Source organism: Bradyrhizobium sp. GW821-FHT13H06, assembly GCF_058803975.1.
This window is the reverse complement of record NZ_JBXAPN010000017.1, coordinates 1-18,115: the sequence shown is the minus strand read 5'-3', so window position 1 is coordinate 18,115 and position 18,115 is coordinate 1. Positions and strand designations below refer to the sequence as shown.

Here is an 18,115-nt window from a genome sequence, read left to right as displayed (position 1 = left end):
TCTCCTCAGCCGAACCGGCCGGTGATGTAATCCTGCGTGCGCCGGTCGCTCGGCGACGTGAATATCTTGCTGGTGTCGTCGAACTCGATCAACTCGCCGAGATACATGAAGGCGGTCTTGTCGGAGACGCGCGCCGCCTGCTGCATGTTATGGGTGACGATCGCGATCGTGTAGTTCTCGGACAATTCCTGGATCAGCTCCTCGACCTTGGCGGTCGAGATCGGGTCGAGCGCCGAGCACGGCTCGTCGAACAGGATCACCTCGGGCCGCACCGCGACGGTGCGGGCAATGCAGAGGCGCTGCTGCTGGCCGCCGGAGAGCGACAGGCCGGAGGCGTTGAGCTTGTCCTTGACCTCGTTCCACAGCGCGCCGCCGCGCAACGCCTTCTCCACGCGACCGTCCATCTCGGACTTCGAGATCTTCTCGTAGAGGCGGATGCCGAAGGCGATGTTCTCATAGATCGTCATCGGGAACGGGGTCGGCTTCTGGAACACCATGCCGACCCGGGCGCGCAGCAGATTGAGGTCGAGCTTGGGGTCGAGGATGTTGGTGTGGTCGAGCAACAGCTGGCCGGTGGCGCGCTGGCCCGGATAGAGGTCGTACATCCGGTTGAAGATGCGCAGCAGGGTCGACTTGCCGCAGCCGGACGGGCCGATGAAGGCCGTGACGCGATTGGTGCCGAGCGCCAGATTGATGTTCTTCAGCGCATGGTGCTCACCGTAGTAGAAATTGAGGTTGCGCGCGGTGACCTTGGCAGGCGCCTCGGGCAGCGGCTGCGAGCCGGGATGAACGGTCGGCGCGCTTACGGAAATAGACATTTCACTCATTTTGCGGTCCTCTCGGCACCAAGGATGCGGGCGCCAATGTTCAGGGCAAGCACAGTCAGGGTGATCAGCAGCGCCCCGCTCCAGGCGAGTTGCTTCCAGTAGGCGTAGGGGCTCTGCACGAAGTTGTTGATGGTCACTGGCAGGTTGGCCATCGTCTTGTCCAGGCTCAGGCTGAAGAACTGGTTGGACAGCGCGGTGAACAGCAGCGGTGCGGTTTCGCCGGCGACGCGGGCGGTGGCGAGCAGCACGCCGGTGATGAGGCCGGAGCGCGCCGCACGGTAGGCGATGCGCTTGATCACCAGCGAACGCGGCAGACCGAGCGCGCTGGCGGCTTCACGCAGCGGGTTCGGCACCAGCAGCAGCATGTCCTCCGTGGTGCGCACCACGACCGGGATCACGATCACGGCGAGCGCCAGCGCACCAGCGATGGCCGAGAAGCCTCGCATCGGCACCACGACCGCACCGTAGATGAACAGGCCGATGATGATCGAGGGCGCCGAGAGCAGGATGTCGTTGATGAAACGGATGACCGAGGTCAGCTTGTCGTTGCGGCCGTATTCGGCAAGATAGGTTCCGGCGAACATGCCGAGCGGCGCGCCGATACCGACGCCGATCGCGGTCATGATCAGCGAGCCGACGATGGCGTTGCGCAGGCCGCCCTCGCTCGATCCGGGCGGCGGCGTGTCTGCGGCGAAGACCTGAAGGTTGAGCCCGGCCAGACCGTTGTAGAGCAGCGTGATCAGGATCAGCGCGAGCCAGGTGACGCCGAAGGCGGCGGCTGCGATGCAGAGGCCGCGGATGACGATGTCCCAGCGGCGGCGGCGCGAATAGATCGGGTTCATGGCTTCACTTTCCGGCCTTGGTTTCCAGGCGCATCAGCATCAGCCGCGCCGCCGCGAGCACGAAGAACGTCAGCACGAACAGGAGCAGGCCGAGCAGGATCAGGCCGGACTGGTGCAGGCCGTCGCTCTCGGCGAACTCGGATGCGATCGCCGCCGAGATCGTGGTGCCCGGAGCGAAAATCGATGAAGAGATGCGGAACGAATTGCCGATGATGAAGGTCACGGCCATCGTCTCGCCGAGCGCGCGGCCCAGCGCCAGCATGACGCCGCCGATGATGCCGACGCGGGTATAGGGGATCACCACGCTGCGCACGACTTCCCACGTGGTGCAGCCGACGCCGTAGGCGGCTTCCTTCAGCACCGGCGGCACCGTCTTGAACACGTCGACCGAGATCGAGGTGATGAAGGGCAGCACCATGATGGCGAGGATCAGCGCGGCATTGAACAGGCTGAGATAGGACGGGGGACCGGCGAAGATCGCGCCCAGCACAGGAACGCCGTCGAAGATCTTGATCATGGCGGGCTGGAATGTGTTGGCCAGGAACGGGCCCAGCACGAAGAAGCCCCACATGCCGTAGATGATCGAGGGAATGCCGGCGAGCAGCTCGATCGCCATGCCGATCGGGCGGCGCAGCCATTGCGGACAAAGCTCGGTGAGGAAGATCGCAATGCCGAGACCGACGGGAATGGCGATCAGCATCGCGATGAAGGAGGTGACGAGCGTGCCGTACATCGGCCCGAGCGCGCCGAGCACGGGCGGATCGGCCGAAGGGGCCCAGCGCTGCGTCCACAGGAACGACAGGCCGTATTCCTTGATCGCCGGGAAGGCGCCCACGATCAGCGAAAGGATGATGCCGCCGAGAATGAGCAGCACCGAGATCGCGGAAAGTCGCGTGATCCAGTAGAAGGTGACGTCACCCAGCTTGAACGCGCTCAACGCCTTGGCGCGGTCATAAGGTCCGGCAGCATCAATCACGTTGCTCTCGACAGCCATTTCTGCCACGCCGATCCCCTGTTACTGAATGATATCGTTTTCTAAGTCGAATTCTAAGTCGGTGGTCTCGTGCTCCGGACGCTCGCGGATCGCGAGATTGGTCCGGAGGACGGTCGTTCGCGGGGTCCGAGCGACGGTGCGGTCTTCGCGCCGCACCGTCTTCCGGAACAGAAGAGCGCCTTAGCTCTTGATATCGGCTGCCCAGGTCTTCTCGATCAGCTGGACGACGCTGTCCGGCATCGGGATGTAGTCGAGCTCTTCAGCCAGCTTGTCGCCCTTCTTGAACGCCCAGCGGAAGAACTTGATGGCTTCCTGCGAAGCCGCCTTGTCGGTGGCATCCTTGTGCATGAGGATGAAGGTCGCCGCCGTGATCGGCCAGGACTTCTCGCCCGGCTGCTCGGTCAGGATGACGTAGTAGCCGGGAGCCTTGGCCCAATCGGCGTTGGAGGCGGCCGCCTGGAAGGCTTCGACGGTCGGCTGCACCGTCTTGCCCGCCTTGTTGACGAGGCCGGTGTAGGTCAGCTTGTTCTGCTTCGCATAGGCGTACTCGACATAGCCGATCGAGTTCTTGGTCTGGCCGATGTTGCCCGACACGCCTTCGTTGCCCTTGGCGCCGACGCCGACCGGCCACTCGACCGCGGTGCCCTCGCCGACCTTGCTCTTCCAGTCCGCGCTGGCCTTGGAGAGGTAGTTGGTGAAGTTGAAGGTGGTGCCGGAGCCGTCCGAGCGGCGGACCACGGTGATGGCTTCCGACGGCAGCTTCACGTTCGGATTGAGCTTCTTGATCGCGGCATCATCCCACTTGGTGATCTTGCCGAGATAGATGGCGGCCAGGGTCTCGCCGTCGAACACCAGTTCGCCGGGCTTCACACCCTCGAGGTTGACGACGGGGACGATGGCGCCCATCACCATCGGCCATTGGACGAGGCCGTCCTTCTCGAGCTGCTCGGCCTTGAGCGGCGCATCGGTGGCGCCGAAGGTCACGGTCTTGGCCTGGATCTGCTTGATGCCGCCGCCGGAGCCGATCGACTGGTAGTTCAGACCGTTGCCGGTCTCCTTTTTGTAGGCGTCAGCCCACTTGGAATAGATCGGGAACGGGAACGTCGCGCCGGCGCCGGTGATGTCGGCCGCAAAGGCTGCCGTCGTCGATGCGGCGACCAAGCCAGCAGCGACCATAGTTTTGAGGAAATTCATGCTGGTCTCCATACAGGGGAGCGAAGCGCCATCCGCGCCCGATCGCGCTCCCCGCGCCGCCCGTTTAGGAGCGGTCGGCTGTGCTTTTACGAAGGTTTCATGACAGTTGGATGACGCGACCAAGCGATTGAATTCGCTTGATTTTTAGGCCGAAGCCGAAACCTTCGCCTGGGGAAAACACGCCGTGAAAGTGGCGCCCTGCCTGGGCACGCTCTCGATCAGAAGCCGGCCGCGATGACGGTTAAGAATATGTTTCACCAACGATAATCCGAGCCCGGTCCCGCCTTGCGAGCGGCTGTCGCCGACGTCCACCCGGTAGAAGCGCTCGGTCAGCCGCGGCAGGTGCTCGGGCGCGATGCCGGGGCCGAAATCGCGAACCAGGACCCGGATTTCCGGAGTTCCATCAGTGGCGACACTTGATGTCAGCGACACGATGACGCGTCCGCCGGAGGCGCCGTATTTGAGCGCGTTCTCGATCAGGTTCTCGAACAGGCGGAGCAGTTCCTCGCGGTCCCCCGCGATCATCACCGGCAGCTCCGGCAGATCGATCTCCACCTCGACCTGGCGCTCGCGGGCCAGCGGCTCGAGCCCGTCGGCGACCTGGCGGATGATCGGTATGAGGTCGACCAGGGTGTCGGGCCGGACATGGGCCGACAGCTCGACCCGCGACAGCGACAGCAGATCGTCGATCAGGCGCGCCATGCGCGTGGCCTGGTTGTGCATGATACCGAGGAAGCGCTCGCGCGCCTTGGGATCGTCCTTGGCCTGGCCCTGGAGCGTGTCGATGAAGCCCGACAGCGCGGCCAGCGGGGTGCGCAGCTCGTGGCTGGCATTGGCGACGAAGTCGGCGCGCATCTCCTCGACCCGGCGCAGCGGGGTCTGGTCGTGGAAGGTCATCAGCATGCATTTGTCGGCGCCGCCGAAGCTGGTCGGCACCGGAACCGGCGTGATCATGAGCTCCATCCAGCGATCGACCGGAACATGGTCGAGATAGGTCGCGCGCCGCGGCTCGGTGGTGGCGATCGCCTCGCGCAGCGCCGTGATGATCTCCGGCGAGCGCAGCGCGAACTGGGCGAGCTCGTTCCTGCGCAGCGCCGGCGCGAGCTGGGCGGCCGCGGCATTGAGATGGATGACGCGGCCGGCGCGGTCGAGCAGCACCGCCGGATCCGGCATGCCGGCGACCACCGCAGCCACCGCCGCGCTCTCGACCGGGTTGATCCGCCTGACATCATCGCGTGAGGCGGCGGGATCGTGCAGCCGCCACGGGATCAGGGCAGCCACCGCGATGCAGAGGAACACAATCGCGGCGTGCAGCGCGGACAATTCGCCGAGCGAGACCACGACGGACAGCGCCAGCGCCGCGGCGATCAGGATGATGGTCGAGTGCCGCAGCCGGTCGGACCAGGGCTGGGCGGGGGGAGAAGATGGGGCGTCGATCGCCATCGGGGCGGGCTTCTCCTGGGGGACTTGTCCTACGGACCTGGCACCGGTCAGGCGCCGCTGTCGCTACGCTCTCGCACATAGGCGGCTTCACGCGCCGGGCCGGGGTCCAGCTTGAGCGCCGCCTGATGCAAACGCTTCGATCGCGCGCCGATGATAACTTCCCGAAGCGTCAGCAAGATTACAGATAGGACGAAGGGAGACAGATAATAGAGGACGCGGAACAGCAGCATGCCGCCCAGAAGCTCCTCCCGGTCCATCTGCCAGAGGCCGACCAGCATGGCGGCGTCGAACACGCCGAGCCCCCCCGGGGAATGGCTGGCAAAGCCGAGCAGGGTGGCCGAGACGAAGATCACCGCGACCACGACGAAGCCGACATGGGGCTCGTCCGGCACCAGGACATACATCGCCAGCGCGCAGAAGCCGAGATCGACGATGCCGATCGCGATCTGAAGCAGCGTCAGCGGGCCGCCCGGCAGCACCACGGTCCAGGGGCCGCGGCCGACCACCCGCGGCTGGGTCCAGACCCAGACCACGTAGCCGATCAGCGCCACGATGATCATCAGCGCCAGCGTCCGGTTCAGCCAGGGCGGAAGCTGGTCGATCGAGGCGGCAGCCTCCGGGTGATAGGCGATGCCGAGGCCGAGCACGGCGGCATTGCCCAGCCAGAAAGTCAGGCCGGCGAGGAAGCAGATCTTTGCGACGTCGATCGCATTCAGCCCATAGGCCGAATAGATGCGGTAGCGCACCGCGCCGCCGGTGAAGACGCTGGCGCCGACATTGTGGCCGATCGAATAGCTGGTGAAGGCCGCGAGCGCATTGATGCGATAGGGCACATGGGCATGGCCGATCGCGCGCGTGGCGAAAAGGTCGTAGAAGGTCAGGGTGAAATAGCCCGCAGCGACGAACAGCGCCGCCATCGCAATCTGGCTCGGCTCGGTGCTCTTGATCGCCTCGAGGACCTCGTTGAAATCGATGCCTCGGAGCATGTGGTAGAGCACGTAGCAAGCGATGCCGATGACCGCGATGCTGATCACAACTCCAAGCTTATGCAGGACTTGCTTCTGGCGCAGAAACGACATCGCCCTGCGTATGGCTTCCAGCATCTAGACCTCGAACAACGCTTCGGCGGCCAGGGTGGCCGGCGGACAGGCGGACGACGCACAGGCACCTAGCGAACCCTCGCCGTCGGCTCCGGCATCGCGCATACCCCCTGCCCCTCCACTAGCGCGTTTTCGGGCGGAGTGGAATTCGCCAATCCGAACAAAAACACGTGCCTTCAATATTTTAGGCAGGGTTACGGCTCCTGATGCACGATTTGGCGCTTTCGGCGGCAAGGCTTGACGCGAATCTCCATGGCAATCCTGCGCGGACGCCATGAAGTTTTGATGATTTCGGCCGCACAATGTTCCGTCACGCCTTAAGCCGACATCAATCTATGGGGCAGGCCTGACTGTTGAAAGAGGAGGATCGAAGCGGCCAGTTGACGCGTTCTGACGCGCCGGAAGGCCGCGGCGGACGCGCCCCCCGTCCCTTCAGTGAGGGTGCGCAGCAACATCACAGAGCGGCCGGTGGCGCGGTGCGCGAGACCACGCGGTCGCGCAGCCACGCACCGACGGTGCAGCCGACGAGGTAGCAGGCGAACATGATCAGGCCGAGATCGAGCCAGTAGCCGAAGCGGCCGGGGACCACATGGGCGAGCGAGGCCGCGACCAGCGCGGCGGCGAGCGCGGCGAGCCAGCGCGCCGTCACCTTCGAGGTGCCGTTGCCGCGCTGGACCACCGAGATCCAGCCCATGCAGAAGCCCAGCAGCAGCGAGCCGATCAGCCAGCCCAGATGGAACGAGACGAGATAGGGCATCGTCACCTCACCAGAAATTCGATACGGCGGTTCTGGGCCTTGCCTTCATCGGTGTCGTTGCCGGCGAGCGGCTGCGTGCTGCCATGGCCAACCGCGGTGAAGCGGCTGGCGGGCAGGCCGGCCTTGACCAGATAGTCGATCACCGCCTGCGCGCGCTTTTCCGAAAGAGCCTGGTTGAAGGAATCCTCGCCGTCGGCGTCGGTATGCCCGGCGATCTCGATATTGGTGGTGGGGCAGCGCAGCGCCGTCTCGATGAGACGATCGAGGATGCCGGCGGAGTCGGGATCGATGTCCGCACGCCTGGTCGCGAAACGGATCTTGCCCTTGGTCAGAAGCTCCGAGAACAATTGCTGGCACACAGTGCCGTCGACCGGGCCTGCCGCAGGCTTCACCGTGATCTCCGGCTTGTATTGCCAGTTTTTCGGGAAGTCCTTGCCGAGCCCTGCGCGGATATCGTTGGCGGCGCCCTCGTAGAGCGCATCGCCCGACAGCTTCACCTCGCGGTCGGAGACGACAAGCGTGCCGGTCGACAGCCGCGACAGCGCGCCGAGCGCTGGGACCACGGCCGTGCTGAAGGAGCCGGGTGCCCCGATGCTGGCCTTGAGGTTGTCGACGACCTTCTCGGTGAAAAACTTTCGCGCGGCGCTGGTGGCGATCGCCGCATGGACGTTGTTGTCGGGAACATAGCCGGTCAGCGTCACCGTCGCGGCCACCGGATCCTTGTAGGCCTGGAAGATGTAGGGCGGCGCCTTGATCTCGTTGGCGGCAATCGAGAAGCCCTCGGGCAGGTTCTTCAGCGCGGCCGCGATCGCCTCGCGGCCGCCGAGCTCGCGCGCCATGCCCGACAGATTGACCTTGGTGTCGGTTATCGTGATCTTGCCGTCCTTGAGCTTGCCGATCTGATCCAGCAACAGCATCGCGGCAGCCTCGAAGCGCGGCGGCGCGCCGCGCGCCAGCCCCATCTGGTCGGCCACCTCGACGCCGCCGACCTCCTTGCGGGCGGCCTCGGTCAGCCGGGCCTTCATCGACGGCAGGGGCGCGGAGCCCGACAGAGTCACCCGCACCACGTCGCGCTCGGCGGTCCAGACGAAGGGCTTGGCTTCGGGAACAAGACGGGTCCGATCGTCGACCAGGCGGACGCCGGGGACCGTCTCGACCGCCATCACGGCGTCGCGGCGACCCTCCTCGGAGAAGGCGTCTGCGGCCAGGCCGACGTCGCGGCCATCGACCAAGATCCGTGTCTTGTCCAGAACGGTATCCTTCAGCGCCGCCGAGCTGCGCGCCGACAGATCGGCCTCGACCGGTAAGGTATTATTCCAGGCCGCAAATCCCCACATGACGGCCAGGGGGATCAGCCCTGGCCACCATTTGCTGGCCCACCTGAAAAGCTTCTGCATTCGACGACCCGAACTCTGGAAACGGAGACAAAACAAACCCTTGGCAGGCTGTCAAACCGGAAATGCTGCCGATCCAAGGACCCCGCGTGGACAATCAGAATAACTCTTTCTTCAAGGGTTCTTCCGTAAGTTGAGGGCGGAATGCCAGAGTCCCCCCAGCCGTCATGAAACAATTGCGTAACAACGTCATCCGCGCCGGGCTGGGAGCACTCTATTTCAGCGGAGCGCACCACCTGCTGCGCCCGCTTTTGTCGGGTGTCGGCGCCATCTTCATGCTGCACCATGTGCGGCCCGCCCGCGAGGCTGCGTTCCAGCCGAACCGGCATCTCGAAGTCACGCCCGAATTCCTGCGGGCGACGCTGTGCCATTTGCGCTCGCGCGACATCGACATCGTCAGCATGGACGAGCTGCATGAGCGGCTGGTGCAGGGCCGGTTCGGCCGCCGCTTCGCCGCCTTCACCCTCGACGACGGCTATCGCGACAATCTGGACTATGCCCTGCCGGTGCTGCGCGAATTTGACGCGCCTTTGGCGGTCTATGTCGCGAGCGATTTTGCCGAGGGCACCGGACGATTGTGGTGGACGGCGCTGGAGGCCGTGATCGCCAAAGCCGAGCAGATCGACGTCAGAATCGGCAACTCCGCGCTGCGGCTCGATGCGACGACGCCTGCCGCCAAACAGGCGGCGTTCGATCGCCTCCACGACTGGCTGCGCGCGCTGCCGGGCGAGCACGACCTCAAGCGCGAGATCGAAGCGCTCTGCACGACGTACGACGTCGACATGGAAGCGCTGTGCCGCAGCTTGTGCCTGTCCTGGGCCGAGGTGAAGACATTTGCCGCCGATCCGCTGGTCACGATCGGCGCGCATAGCGTCAGCCATTGCAACCTCGCCAAGCAGGCGGAAGACATCGCCGCGCAGGAGATGGCCGCGAGCCGCGCGCGAATCGAGCGGGTGTTGGAGCGCCCCGTGTTGCACCTCGCCTATCCCTATGGCGATCGGGAGGCCGCGGCCGAGCGCGAGTTTGCCCTTGCCGCATCCGCCGGCTTCAAGACCGCGGTGACGACACGGCCCGGCATGCTGTTCGCGGAGAATGCCGGCCACATGACCGCGCTGCCCCGCGTCTCGCTCAATGGCAACTACCAGGACGCGCGCATCCTGCCGGTGCTGACCTCGGGCGCCGCGACCGCGATGTGGAACGGCTTTCGCCGGATCGCGGCGGCGTAGGCCCCGTCTCTCGGCTGTCGCGCCACGCGGCGAGCCGGGGCACATTCCTTGACTCCCACCCCTCCCCCGGCTCACACAGCTTCCCAACCAAGGGAGGCACCATGTTCAACGATCTGTTCTCGCTCAAAGGCCGTATCGCGCTGGTGACCGGCGGCTCGCGCGGCATCGGCAGGATGATCGCCGCGGGGTTTCTGAGCGCCGGCGCGGCGAAGGTCTATATCACCGCGCGCAAGGCTGGGCCGTGCGAGGAGACCGCCAAGGCGCTCACCGCGCAATATGACGGCGAATGCATCGCGCTGCCGATCGACATCTCGACGCTCGCCGGCGCCGAACTTCTGGCCAGCGAGTTCAGGAAGCGCGAGCCCAGGCTCGACATCCTCGTGAACAATGCGGGCGCGGCCTGGGGCGCGGCGTTCGACGAATTTCCGGAGAGCGGCTGGGACAAGGTGATGAACCTCAACGTCAAGGCGCCGTTCTTCCTGACCAAGGCGCTGGCCGGCCCCCTGCGCGCGGCAGCAAGCGCCGAGCGTCCGGCGAAGGTGATCAACATCGCCTCGATCGACGGCATCTTCGTCAATCCGATGGAGACCTATTCCTACGCCGCGAGCAAGGCCGGGCTGATCCATTTGACCCGCCGCATGGCGGTGAAGCTGATCTCCGACCATGTCGTGGTCACGGCCATCGCGCCGGGCCCGTTCCAGTCCGACATGAACCGTGCCGCGCGCGACCATGGCGACGAGGTCGCAACGCGCGTGCCTGCAGGCCGCATCGGCACCGACGAGGACATGGCGGGCGCTGCGATCTATCTCGCCTCGCGCGCGGGCGACTACGTGGTGGGCGCGACCATCGCGGTCGATGGCGGGATCGTCTACGCCAACCCGGGGATCAAGGGCAGCGGGTGGGATAGTGATTGATCGAATGATCCCTCGCCGCGCGCAGTGGGGCTCCAGACTAAAATGTCGAAAACAACCCCATGCACAGTAGAATGCCCCTTGATCAATAAGGGTTTTTTAGGCCGCGCGGAAAGGACATTTGCAGCTGCGATGATGTTGACCCGTCGGGCAAGACACCGTCGGCCTGGGACCTCTCCCCTCACATCACATGCGCTGTACGCCGCGGCTTCTCTGACGCCACGAGACCGCCTCAGGACCACCCGCTTATGCGGGTGGTGATACCGTTTGTGTTGCGGGAGCGTCGGCTCCCGATGCTTACGACTCGATCTTCACATACTCGAAATCGCCCGGCTTGTTGTCGATGCCGACCTTGGGCGGCGAGATCCAGGAGGCGTACTGGCCGGTCTCGGTGACGGGCTGCATCAGCGAGGTGATGAAATCGCCGTCGCTGGCCGAGGGCAGCCACTCGTCCTTGCGCCTGGCCCAGGTGGCATCGTCGATCAGGATGCCGTCGGGAGTCGCGTGAACATCCTTGAACTCGCCGATGTGGCGGTGGAAGGCGACGTTGGGCAGGGTCAGCTTGAAGTCGTAGCCGGCGGTCGAGATCACCTTGTTCCAGCGCAGCATGCCCTTGACGCAATCCTGGCTGTAATCGTCGCGCAGGCGCATGTTGAGCGCGGTCAGCGCCGGCTCGTCGACCAGCTTGATCTCGCCGTTGATGAACTTCAGCACCGGATAGGTGGCGTTCTTGAGCTGGTGATCGTCGTCGATCTGGGTCTCGTGATAGCGGCCCTTGATGCCGGCGTTGAAGGCGTTGGCCGCGTTGGTCGAGACCTCCGAGCCGAACAGGTCGAGCGACAGCGTGTAGTGCAGGTTCAGCTTCTTCTGGATGGTCGGCAGATCGATCACCCCGAGTGCGCGGACCTTGGCAATGTCGGTCGGGTCGGTGATGCCGGCGGCCTTCATCGCATCGCAGGTGCGCTGCACGACGCGGGTGATGCCGGTCTCGCCGACGAACATGTGGTGCGCTTCCTCGGTCAGCATGAAGCGGCAGGTGCGCGACAGCGGATCGAAGCCGGACTGCGCGAGCGAGTGCAGCTGCATCTTGCCGTCGCGGTCGGTGAAATAGGTGAACATGAAGAAGGACAGCCAGTCGGGCGTTGCCTCGTTGAAGGCCCCCAGCATGCGCGGTGCGTCGGCATCGCCGGAGCGGCGGCGCAGCAGATCGTCGGCCTCCTCGCGGCCATCGCGGCCGAAATATTTCTGCAGCAGGTAGACCATCGCCCAGAGGTGACGGCCTTCCTCGACATTGACCTGGAACAGGTTGCGCATGTCGTAGAGCGAGGGCGCGGTCTTGCCGAGATGGCGTTGCTGCTCGACCGAGGCCGGTTCGGTGTCGCCCTGGATCACGATCAGGCGGCGCAGCATGGCGCGATGCTCGCCCGGGACTTCCTGCCAGGCCGGCTCGCCGTAGTGCTCACCGAACGGCACGACGCGGTTCTCTTCCTGCGGCGCAAGGAGAATGCCCCAGCGATATTCGGGCATGCGGACGTAATCGAACTTGGCCCAGCCGCGCGGATCGACCGAGTACGCGGTGCGCAAGTAAACCAGCGATTCCTGGAAACCTTCCGGCCCCATGTCGCTCCACCAATCCATGTAGCCGGGATGCCAGCCTTCCAGCGCCTTCAGCACCTGGCGGTCTTCAGCGAGATTGACGTTGTTCGGAATCTTGGTCGAGTAGTCGACGTTCATGATGTTCATATTCATTGGGAGCTCTCCCGTGTTGAACCTGATCGTTTCGCGCGAATGGCGAATGGCGAGTAGCGAATGAAAATCCCTATTCGCTATTCGCCACTCCCTATTCGCTACACCCGCGTCATATCGAATTTCGGCTTCTGGCCGCTGCCGTAGCGGCGCAGCGCGCCCTCCTCGCCGACCGCATTGGGGCGCTGGAAGATCCAGTTCTGCCAGGCGGTGAGGCGCGCGAAGATCTTTGATTCCATCGTCTCGGGGCCGACGAAGCGCAGGCTCGCTTCCATGCCAGTGAGGCTGTCGGGCGAGAAGCTGGCGCGCTCCTCGAGGAACACGCGGACCTCGTCGTCCCAGTCGATGTCGTCGAGCGCGAAGGTGACGAGGCCGAGCTCCTCGGCCTGCTCGGCGTCGAGGCTGGTGCCGAGCGTTGCTTCCGCGCGCTCGACATCGGAGGGGTCGGCCTGGAAGCGCGACTGTAGCCGGGTCAGCCCATGGCTCATCGGGTAGGGTCCGAAATTCATCGCGGAAAGCTCGATCGACGGCGGCGGGCGGTTGTCACCCTGCCGCGTGCCGATCAGCATGTAGGAGCGGTCGGCGGCAAACACGAGCTCGGCCAGCGTGCCGGCAAAGCAGGAGCCGGGCTCGACCAGCGTCACCAGTGTGCGCGACGTGACGTCGATGCGCTTGAGCACGCGCTTCCAGTAGTGGCGGATTTCGTTGACCAGCCAGTGCGCCTTGTTGGCTTCGAGGAAGGCATCGCAAGCGAGCACATGGGCCCGATCGCCGTGGCTCTTGAACACCAGCATCGCGATCTCGAGCTCGTTGATGCGCAGATGCAGGATGGCGTCGTCGAGCTCGCGCGCAACCTGGAGCGGCCAGAACGACGCGCCCTGCGCCATCATGCCGTCGATGTCGGCAGGCCGCGCGGCCTCCGGTGCCTTGATCGAGATGGTGGCGATGCGGGCCGTGCGATCGATGTCGACGGTGACGAAGCCGTAACGGATGCCGGTCTCATCGATCACGCGATCGAGCGGCGTCAGTGCGATGCCCTTGCCGCTGCCGGAGCGTTTTGAGGCTGCCGCGAATTCCCTGGCACGCTCGGCGATCTTGGCTTCCAGCTTGGAATTCGGCGCGATCTCGTCGACGAGGCGCCATTGCACCGCGCGCTTGCCCTTCACACCCTCCTCGATGGTGCAGAAGAAATCGGCGTGGTCGCGGCGCACCTTGCGCTTGTCGACCACGCGCGTGAGACCACCGGTGCCGGGCAGCACCGCGAGCAGCGGCACCTCGGGCAGCGCAACGGCGGACGAGCCGTCATCGGCGAGAATGATGTGATCGGTCGCAAGCGCCAGCTCATAGCCGCCGCCGGCGGCCGAGCCGTTTACCACGGTGATGAAGCGCTGGCCGGAATTCTCCGAGGAGTCTTCCATGCCGTTGCGGGTCTCGTTGGTGAACTTGCAGAAATTGACCTTGTGGGCATGGGTCGAGCCCGCCAGCATGCGGATATTGGCGCCGGCGCAGAACACGCGGTTCTTGGCCGAGCGCATCACCACGACCTTGACCTCGGGATGCTCGAAGCGAAGCCGCTGAACCGCGTCGGCAAGCTCGATGTCGACGCCGAGATCGTAAGAGTTGAGCTTGAGCAGGTAGCCCTCGAACAGGCCGCCGTTCTCGTCGACGTCCATGGTCAGGGTCGCAACGTCGCCCTCGACCGCCAGCTTCCAATGCTTGTAGCGGGACGGTTCGGTCTGGAAATCGATGAATGTCGCGCCGCCTGCGAGGCGCCGATCTTCCCCGGCCATGGGTCATCCCTGAGCTTGATTATGCGTTTTGGCTTGAGCGTTAGATGCACAATAGTGCATATTTTCGGATGCGTCTAGCCCTCAATACCCATAGCATGCACTTTGTTTCATGTCACTCATTCTCGGCCGCCATCACGCGGCACGTCCTTGCAGGCCCTCATCGTCGCGCAGGGCCGCCCCTGCGAACTGCTCGATCGCTTCGAGCGTCGGCCCGGGCGCTTCACGATGCGGAGAATGTCCCGCGCCTGGAATGATCTTCGGATCGACCGGGCAGTAGCATTCTTCCTGCGCGATCTCGACCTGACGCAGGGTGCCATATTGGTCGTCGGCGCCTTGCAGGACCATGATGGGGACGCGGATATAGGCCAGGTATTCCGAGATGTCCCAGTCGCGGAACTTCGGATCGAGCCAGGCGGCGTTCCAGCCGTAGAAGGCGTTGTCGACGTCCTTGTGCCAGCGCGCCAGCTTTGCCTTGAGGTCCGTAGTCTCTAACGTCGTCTTGATCGCGGCGATGGATTTGATCGAGATGTCCTCGACGATGAAATGCGGCGCGATCAGCACAAGACCGTTCAGGCGATGATCCTGATGCGTCCCGGCATAGATCGTCGCGATCGAGGCACCGTCGGAATGGCCGAGCAGGAGGCCACGCTTGAAGCCGATCGCATCGAGCAGCTTCGGCAGCACGTCCAGCGCCTCGCGCTGCATGTAGTCGAGCGGCCGCGGCAGCGCGACTGGACTGGACTGGCCGTAACCCGCGCGCGAATAGGCGAAGATGCCGGCGCCGGTGGCCTGCTGCAGCTTTTCCGGAAAGTCGCCCCAGAGGCCAACAGAGCCGAGGCCTTCGTGCAGCATCACGATGGTCGGCGCGTCGGCGGCCTGCGGCGCGAGCCATTTGTATTCGAGGCTGGCGCCATCGATGCTGAGGAAACCGGTGGGGGTGAGGTTGGTCATGCTGTCACTCTTGTTCGCAATGAGGACGAGACGCGTCGGCACCCCCCGTCGTTCCCTCCCCCCTTGCGGGGGAGGGAAACAACGGGGGTGCCACACGGGGGACTCCCAGCGTGACGAAGAACACCGTGCGCGCGACGATGAAGGCCGATTGCTGGGCTACCCCTCTCCCCCGCCCTCCCCCGCAAGGGGGGAGGGAGCGCAGCGGTGTGTGCGGCGATAGCGCGAGTCATACGACGCACCGTCTCGCTCAATTCGCGCCCTCGCGCAGCTTGAACCGCTGGATCTTCCCGGTCGCCGTCTTCGGCAGCGAGTCCACCACGTCGATCCAGCGCGGATATTTCCATGGGCCGATCTTCTGCTTGACGTGCTCCTTCAGCATTTCCTGGAGATTGCTCGTCGTCACGCCCGGCCGCAGCACGACGAAGGCCTTCGGCTTCAGCAGCCCTTCCGGATCGGCCTCGGGCACGACGGCGGCTTCCAGCACGGCCGGATGCGTGATCAGCGCGCTCTCGACCTCGAACGGTGAGACCCAGATGCCGGAGACCTTGAACATGTCGTCGGCGCGGCCGCAGAAGGTGTAGCGGCCCTCGGCGTCACGAACATATTTGTCGCCGGTTCGCGTCCACGGTCCCTCGAACGTGCGGCGGCTCTTGTGCCGCTGATTCCAGTAGCCTTCGCCGGCGGAGGGCGCGTCGACCAGCAGTTCGCCGACCTCGCCGTCGGCAACCTCCCGCCCGGCCTCGTTGACGAGCCGCACTGCGTAGCCCGGCACCGGTTTGCCGGAGGAGCCGTATTTGATGTCGCCGGGCGCGTTCGAGAGAAAAATGTGCAAGAGCTCGGTCGAGCCCACGCCGTCGAGAATGTCGACGCCGAAGCGCGCCTTCCAGCTGTAGCCGACCGATTCCGGCAGCGCCTCGCCGGCCGAGGTGCAGATGCGCAACGCCTTGCCACAGCGCTCGCTTTTCATCGTCTCGTCGTTGAGCATCGCCGCGAACAGCGTCGGCACGCCGTAGAAGATCGAGGGATTGTAGCGGTTCATTAGATCGAACATGCGGGCCGGCGTCGGACGCTCGCTGTTGAGGATGACGCTGGCGCCGACCGACATCGGGAAGGTCAGCGCATTGCCGAGACCGTAGGCGAAGAACAATTTTGCCGCTGACAGGCAGACATCGCTCTCGCGAATGCCGAGCACCTGCTTCGCGTAGGTGTCGGCGGTCGCCTGCAAATTCGAGTGCAGATGGCGCACGCCCTTGGGCATGCCGGTCGAGCCGGACGAGTACAGCCAGAATGCCGGCTCGTCCGGGTGCGTCGCGGCAGTGGTGAACTGGTCGCTCTCACCTGAGAGCTCCTCGGCGAGCTGCTTGTGGCCGTTCTGCTTGGCGCCGGAGACCACGACATGCTCGAGATCGGGCATGCGGCCGACGACGTCCTTGATGACCGGATAGAGCGCTTCGGACACGAACAGCACGCGCGCGCGGCAGTCGGCGAGGATGTAGGCGTACTGGTCCGCGGTCAGCAGCGTGTTGAGCGGCACCGGCACGATGCCGGCGCGGATCGCGCCCAGGAACACGACCGGGAAATCGATCGTATCCAGCATGATCATCGCCACGCGCTCCTCGCGGCGGACGCCAAGCCGGCGCAGCATGTTGGCGGCGCGCCGGGTCTCGCGCGAGAGCTCGCCATAGCTGAGCCGCGAGACCGTGTCGTCGAAGGCGAGCTTGCCGGCGCGGCCTTCCTCGACATTACGGTCGAGCAGCCAGGTCACCGCGTTGTAGGATCCCTCGCTCACGGACATCTCCCCCGAATTTAGAATTATAATTCATAGAAAGACACTGCGGCGACTTGCTGTCAATGCCAGCAGGCATTATGTTTCATTAAACCGCGCCGCAGGACACCCGTAAAGAAGGATCATGACCGAAAGTCCCGACGCCGAATCCCGATTTCTTGAACAACTCGGCCAGCGCGTGCGCACCATGCGCGCATTGCGCGGCATGTCGCGCAAGGTGCTCGCCAAGGTATCGGGGATTTCGGAGCGCTACATCGCGCAGCTCGAAAGCGGCAAAGGCAATGTCTCCATCGTGCTGCTGCGCCGCGTCTCGGACGCGATGGGCGCGCACCTCGAAGATTTGCTCCCCTCGGCCGATCCGACGCCGGACTGGCAGATGTTTCGCGACCTCTTGCGCAAGGCGACCCCGGCGCAGATCGCACAGGCCAAGGATTTGCTCGCCGGCGGCAGCACCTCCGCGCCGCGGCGCGCGCCATTCTGCGGCATCGCCCTGATCGGCCTGCGCGGCGCCGGCAAGTCCACGCTCGGCAAGATCCTGGCGAAGAAGATCGGCTGGAGCTTCGTCGAGCTCAACAAGGAGGTCGAGCAGCAGAACGGCCTCTCGGTCGCCGAGATCATCGCGCTCTACGGCCAGGAAGGCTTTCGCCGCATGGAGCAGGCGGCGCTGCAACAGCTGCTCGCACGCAACGAGCTGATGGTGCTGGCAACCGGCGGCGGCATCGTGTCCGAGCCCCTGACCTTCGACCAGGTCCTGACCTCGTTCTACACGATCTGGCTGAAGGCCGAGCCCGAGGAGCACATGGCGCGCGTCCGCCGCCAGGGCGATCTGCGCCCGATGGCGGATGATCGCTCCGCAATGGCGGAGCTGCGCAACATCCTGCTCAGCCGCGAGCCGCTGTATTCGCGCGCCACAGCGGTCGTGGACACGGCAGGACTGAGCGTCGACGCCGCTGCCGCGCGCCTGATCGACGCGGTGCGGCCGGTGCTGCAGAACGAAGCCCGCAGCTTCGGCCTGCGCAGCGTCGCGCTGTAGGGCGAGCTGCCAGCTCCGATCTCCGCTACGTTCCCTCCCCCCTTGCGGGCAGGGCAATCGCATATGGATTTCACGGGGATTGTCCGCTGGCTTGCTCCGCCTCTCCCGCTTGCGGGAGAGG

The 18,115-nt window shown here is 64.9% G+C and carries 15 protein-coding genes; 3 read left to right on the top strand and 12 right to left on the bottom strand.

Annotated elements, in window-relative coordinates:
- Positions 1–5: 5 nt before the first annotated feature.
- The 8 genes from pstB to AC1RQP_RS38230 all read right to left on the bottom strand — a co-directional run bounded on the left by pstB (position 6) and on the right by AC1RQP_RS38230 (position 8,554).
- Positions 6–827, bottom strand: coding sequence for a phosphate ABC transporter ATP-binding protein PstB (pstB, locus tag AC1RQP_RS38265; protein WP_239627961.1), 822 nt, complete (start codon positions 825–827; stop codon positions 6–8).
- Complete coding sequence (gene pstA / locus AC1RQP_RS38260; RefSeq protein WP_239627962.1) at positions 824–1,669, bottom strand: phosphate ABC transporter permease PstA; 846 nt, start codon at positions 1,667–1,669, stop codon at positions 824–826. Before pstA ends, pstB begins: the two co-directional genes overlap by 4 nt.
- Before the next feature lie 4 nt (positions 1,670–1,673).
- Positions 1,674–2,663 carry a phosphate ABC transporter permease subunit PstC gene (gene pstC / locus AC1RQP_RS38255; protein WP_492942876.1) on the bottom strand — a complete coding sequence of 330 codons (990 nt, stop codon included), beginning with the start codon at positions 2,661–2,663 and terminating at the stop codon, positions 1,674–1,676.
- Positions 2,664–2,843: 180 nt separating this feature from the next.
- Positions 2,844–3,857: a phosphate ABC transporter substrate-binding protein PstS gene (pstS, locus tag AC1RQP_RS38250; RefSeq protein WP_492942761.1), complete on the bottom strand. Its 1,014-nt coding sequence runs from the start codon at positions 3,855–3,857 to the stop codon at positions 2,844–2,846.
- Between the two features lie 144 nt (positions 3,858–4,001).
- The gene (locus tag AC1RQP_RS38245) at positions 4,002–5,300 is read right to left on the bottom strand and encodes an ATP-binding protein (RefSeq protein ID WP_492942759.1); all 1,299 of its coding nucleotides are present in this window, start codon (positions 5,298–5,300) and stop codon (positions 4,002–4,004) included.
- A gap of 47 nt (positions 5,301–5,347) precedes the next feature.
- Positions 5,348–6,403 carry a lysylphosphatidylglycerol synthase domain-containing protein gene (locus AC1RQP_RS38240; RefSeq protein WP_028179025.1) on the bottom strand — a complete coding sequence of 352 codons (1,056 nt, stop codon included), beginning with the start codon at positions 6,401–6,403 and terminating at the stop codon, positions 5,348–5,350.
- 451 nt (positions 6,404–6,854) lie between these two features.
- Positions 6,855–7,157 (bottom strand): hypothetical protein, encoded by a 303-nt coding sequence (locus tag AC1RQP_RS38235; protein WP_239627967.1) that lies wholly within the window; start codon positions 7,155–7,157, stop codon positions 6,855–6,857.
- A gap of 2 nt (positions 7,158–7,159) precedes the next feature.
- Complete coding sequence (locus AC1RQP_RS38230; RefSeq protein ID WP_492942757.1) at positions 7,160–8,554, bottom strand: OmpA family protein; 1,395 nt, start codon at positions 8,552–8,554, stop codon at positions 7,160–7,162.
- 164 nt (positions 8,555–8,718) lie between these two features.
- Here AC1RQP_RS38230 and AC1RQP_RS38225 point away from each other — a divergent pair, with 164 nt between their 5' ends.
- Together AC1RQP_RS38225 and AC1RQP_RS38220 are read left to right on the top strand one after the other, a co-directional pair.
- Entirely contained in the window at positions 8,719–9,777 is a 1,059-nt protein-coding gene (locus AC1RQP_RS38225) for a polysaccharide deacetylase family protein (protein WP_492942755.1), read from the top strand.
- A gap of 101 nt (positions 9,778–9,878) precedes the next feature.
- Positions 9,879–10,691 carry an SDR family oxidoreductase gene (locus tag AC1RQP_RS38220; RefSeq protein ID WP_239627973.1) on the top strand — a complete coding sequence of 271 codons (813 nt, stop codon included), beginning with the start codon at positions 9,879–9,881 and terminating at the stop codon, positions 10,689–10,691.
- Positions 10,692–10,985: 294 nt separating this feature from the next.
- On the opposite strand, the gene boxB is transcribed toward AC1RQP_RS38220, so the two are convergent.
- The 4 genes from boxB to AC1RQP_RS38200 form a co-directional block, all read right to left on the bottom strand.
- The gene (gene boxB / locus AC1RQP_RS38215) at positions 10,986–12,437 is read right to left on the bottom strand and encodes a benzoyl-CoA 2,3-epoxidase subunit BoxB (protein ID WP_492942753.1); all 1,452 of its coding nucleotides are present in this window, start codon (positions 12,435–12,437) and stop codon (positions 10,986–10,988) included.
- 98 nt (positions 12,438–12,535) lie between these two features.
- A complete protein-coding gene (boxC, locus tag AC1RQP_RS38210) occupies positions 12,536–14,224 on the bottom strand; it encodes a 2,3-epoxybenzoyl-CoA dihydrolase (RefSeq protein WP_239627975.1) in 1,689 nt (562 codons plus the stop codon).
- Between the two features lie 132 nt (positions 14,225–14,356).
- Entirely contained in the window at positions 14,357–15,175 is an 819-nt protein-coding gene (locus tag AC1RQP_RS38205; protein WP_492942751.1) for an alpha/beta fold hydrolase, read from the bottom strand.
- 247 nt (positions 15,176–15,422) lie between these two features.
- Positions 15,423–16,964 carry a benzoate-CoA ligase family protein gene (locus AC1RQP_RS38200; RefSeq protein ID WP_492942749.1) on the bottom strand — a complete coding sequence of 514 codons (1,542 nt, stop codon included), beginning with the start codon at positions 16,962–16,964 and terminating at the stop codon, positions 15,423–15,425.
- Positions 16,965–17,085: 121 nt separating this feature from the next.
- Between AC1RQP_RS38200 and AC1RQP_RS38195 the strand changes: the two genes are divergently transcribed.
- Positions 17,086–17,994, top strand: a complete 909-nt coding sequence (locus tag AC1RQP_RS38195) for a helix-turn-helix transcriptional regulator (protein WP_492942747.1) — start codon at positions 17,086–17,088, stop codon at positions 17,992–17,994.
- Positions 17,995–18,115: the final 121 nt, after the last annotated feature.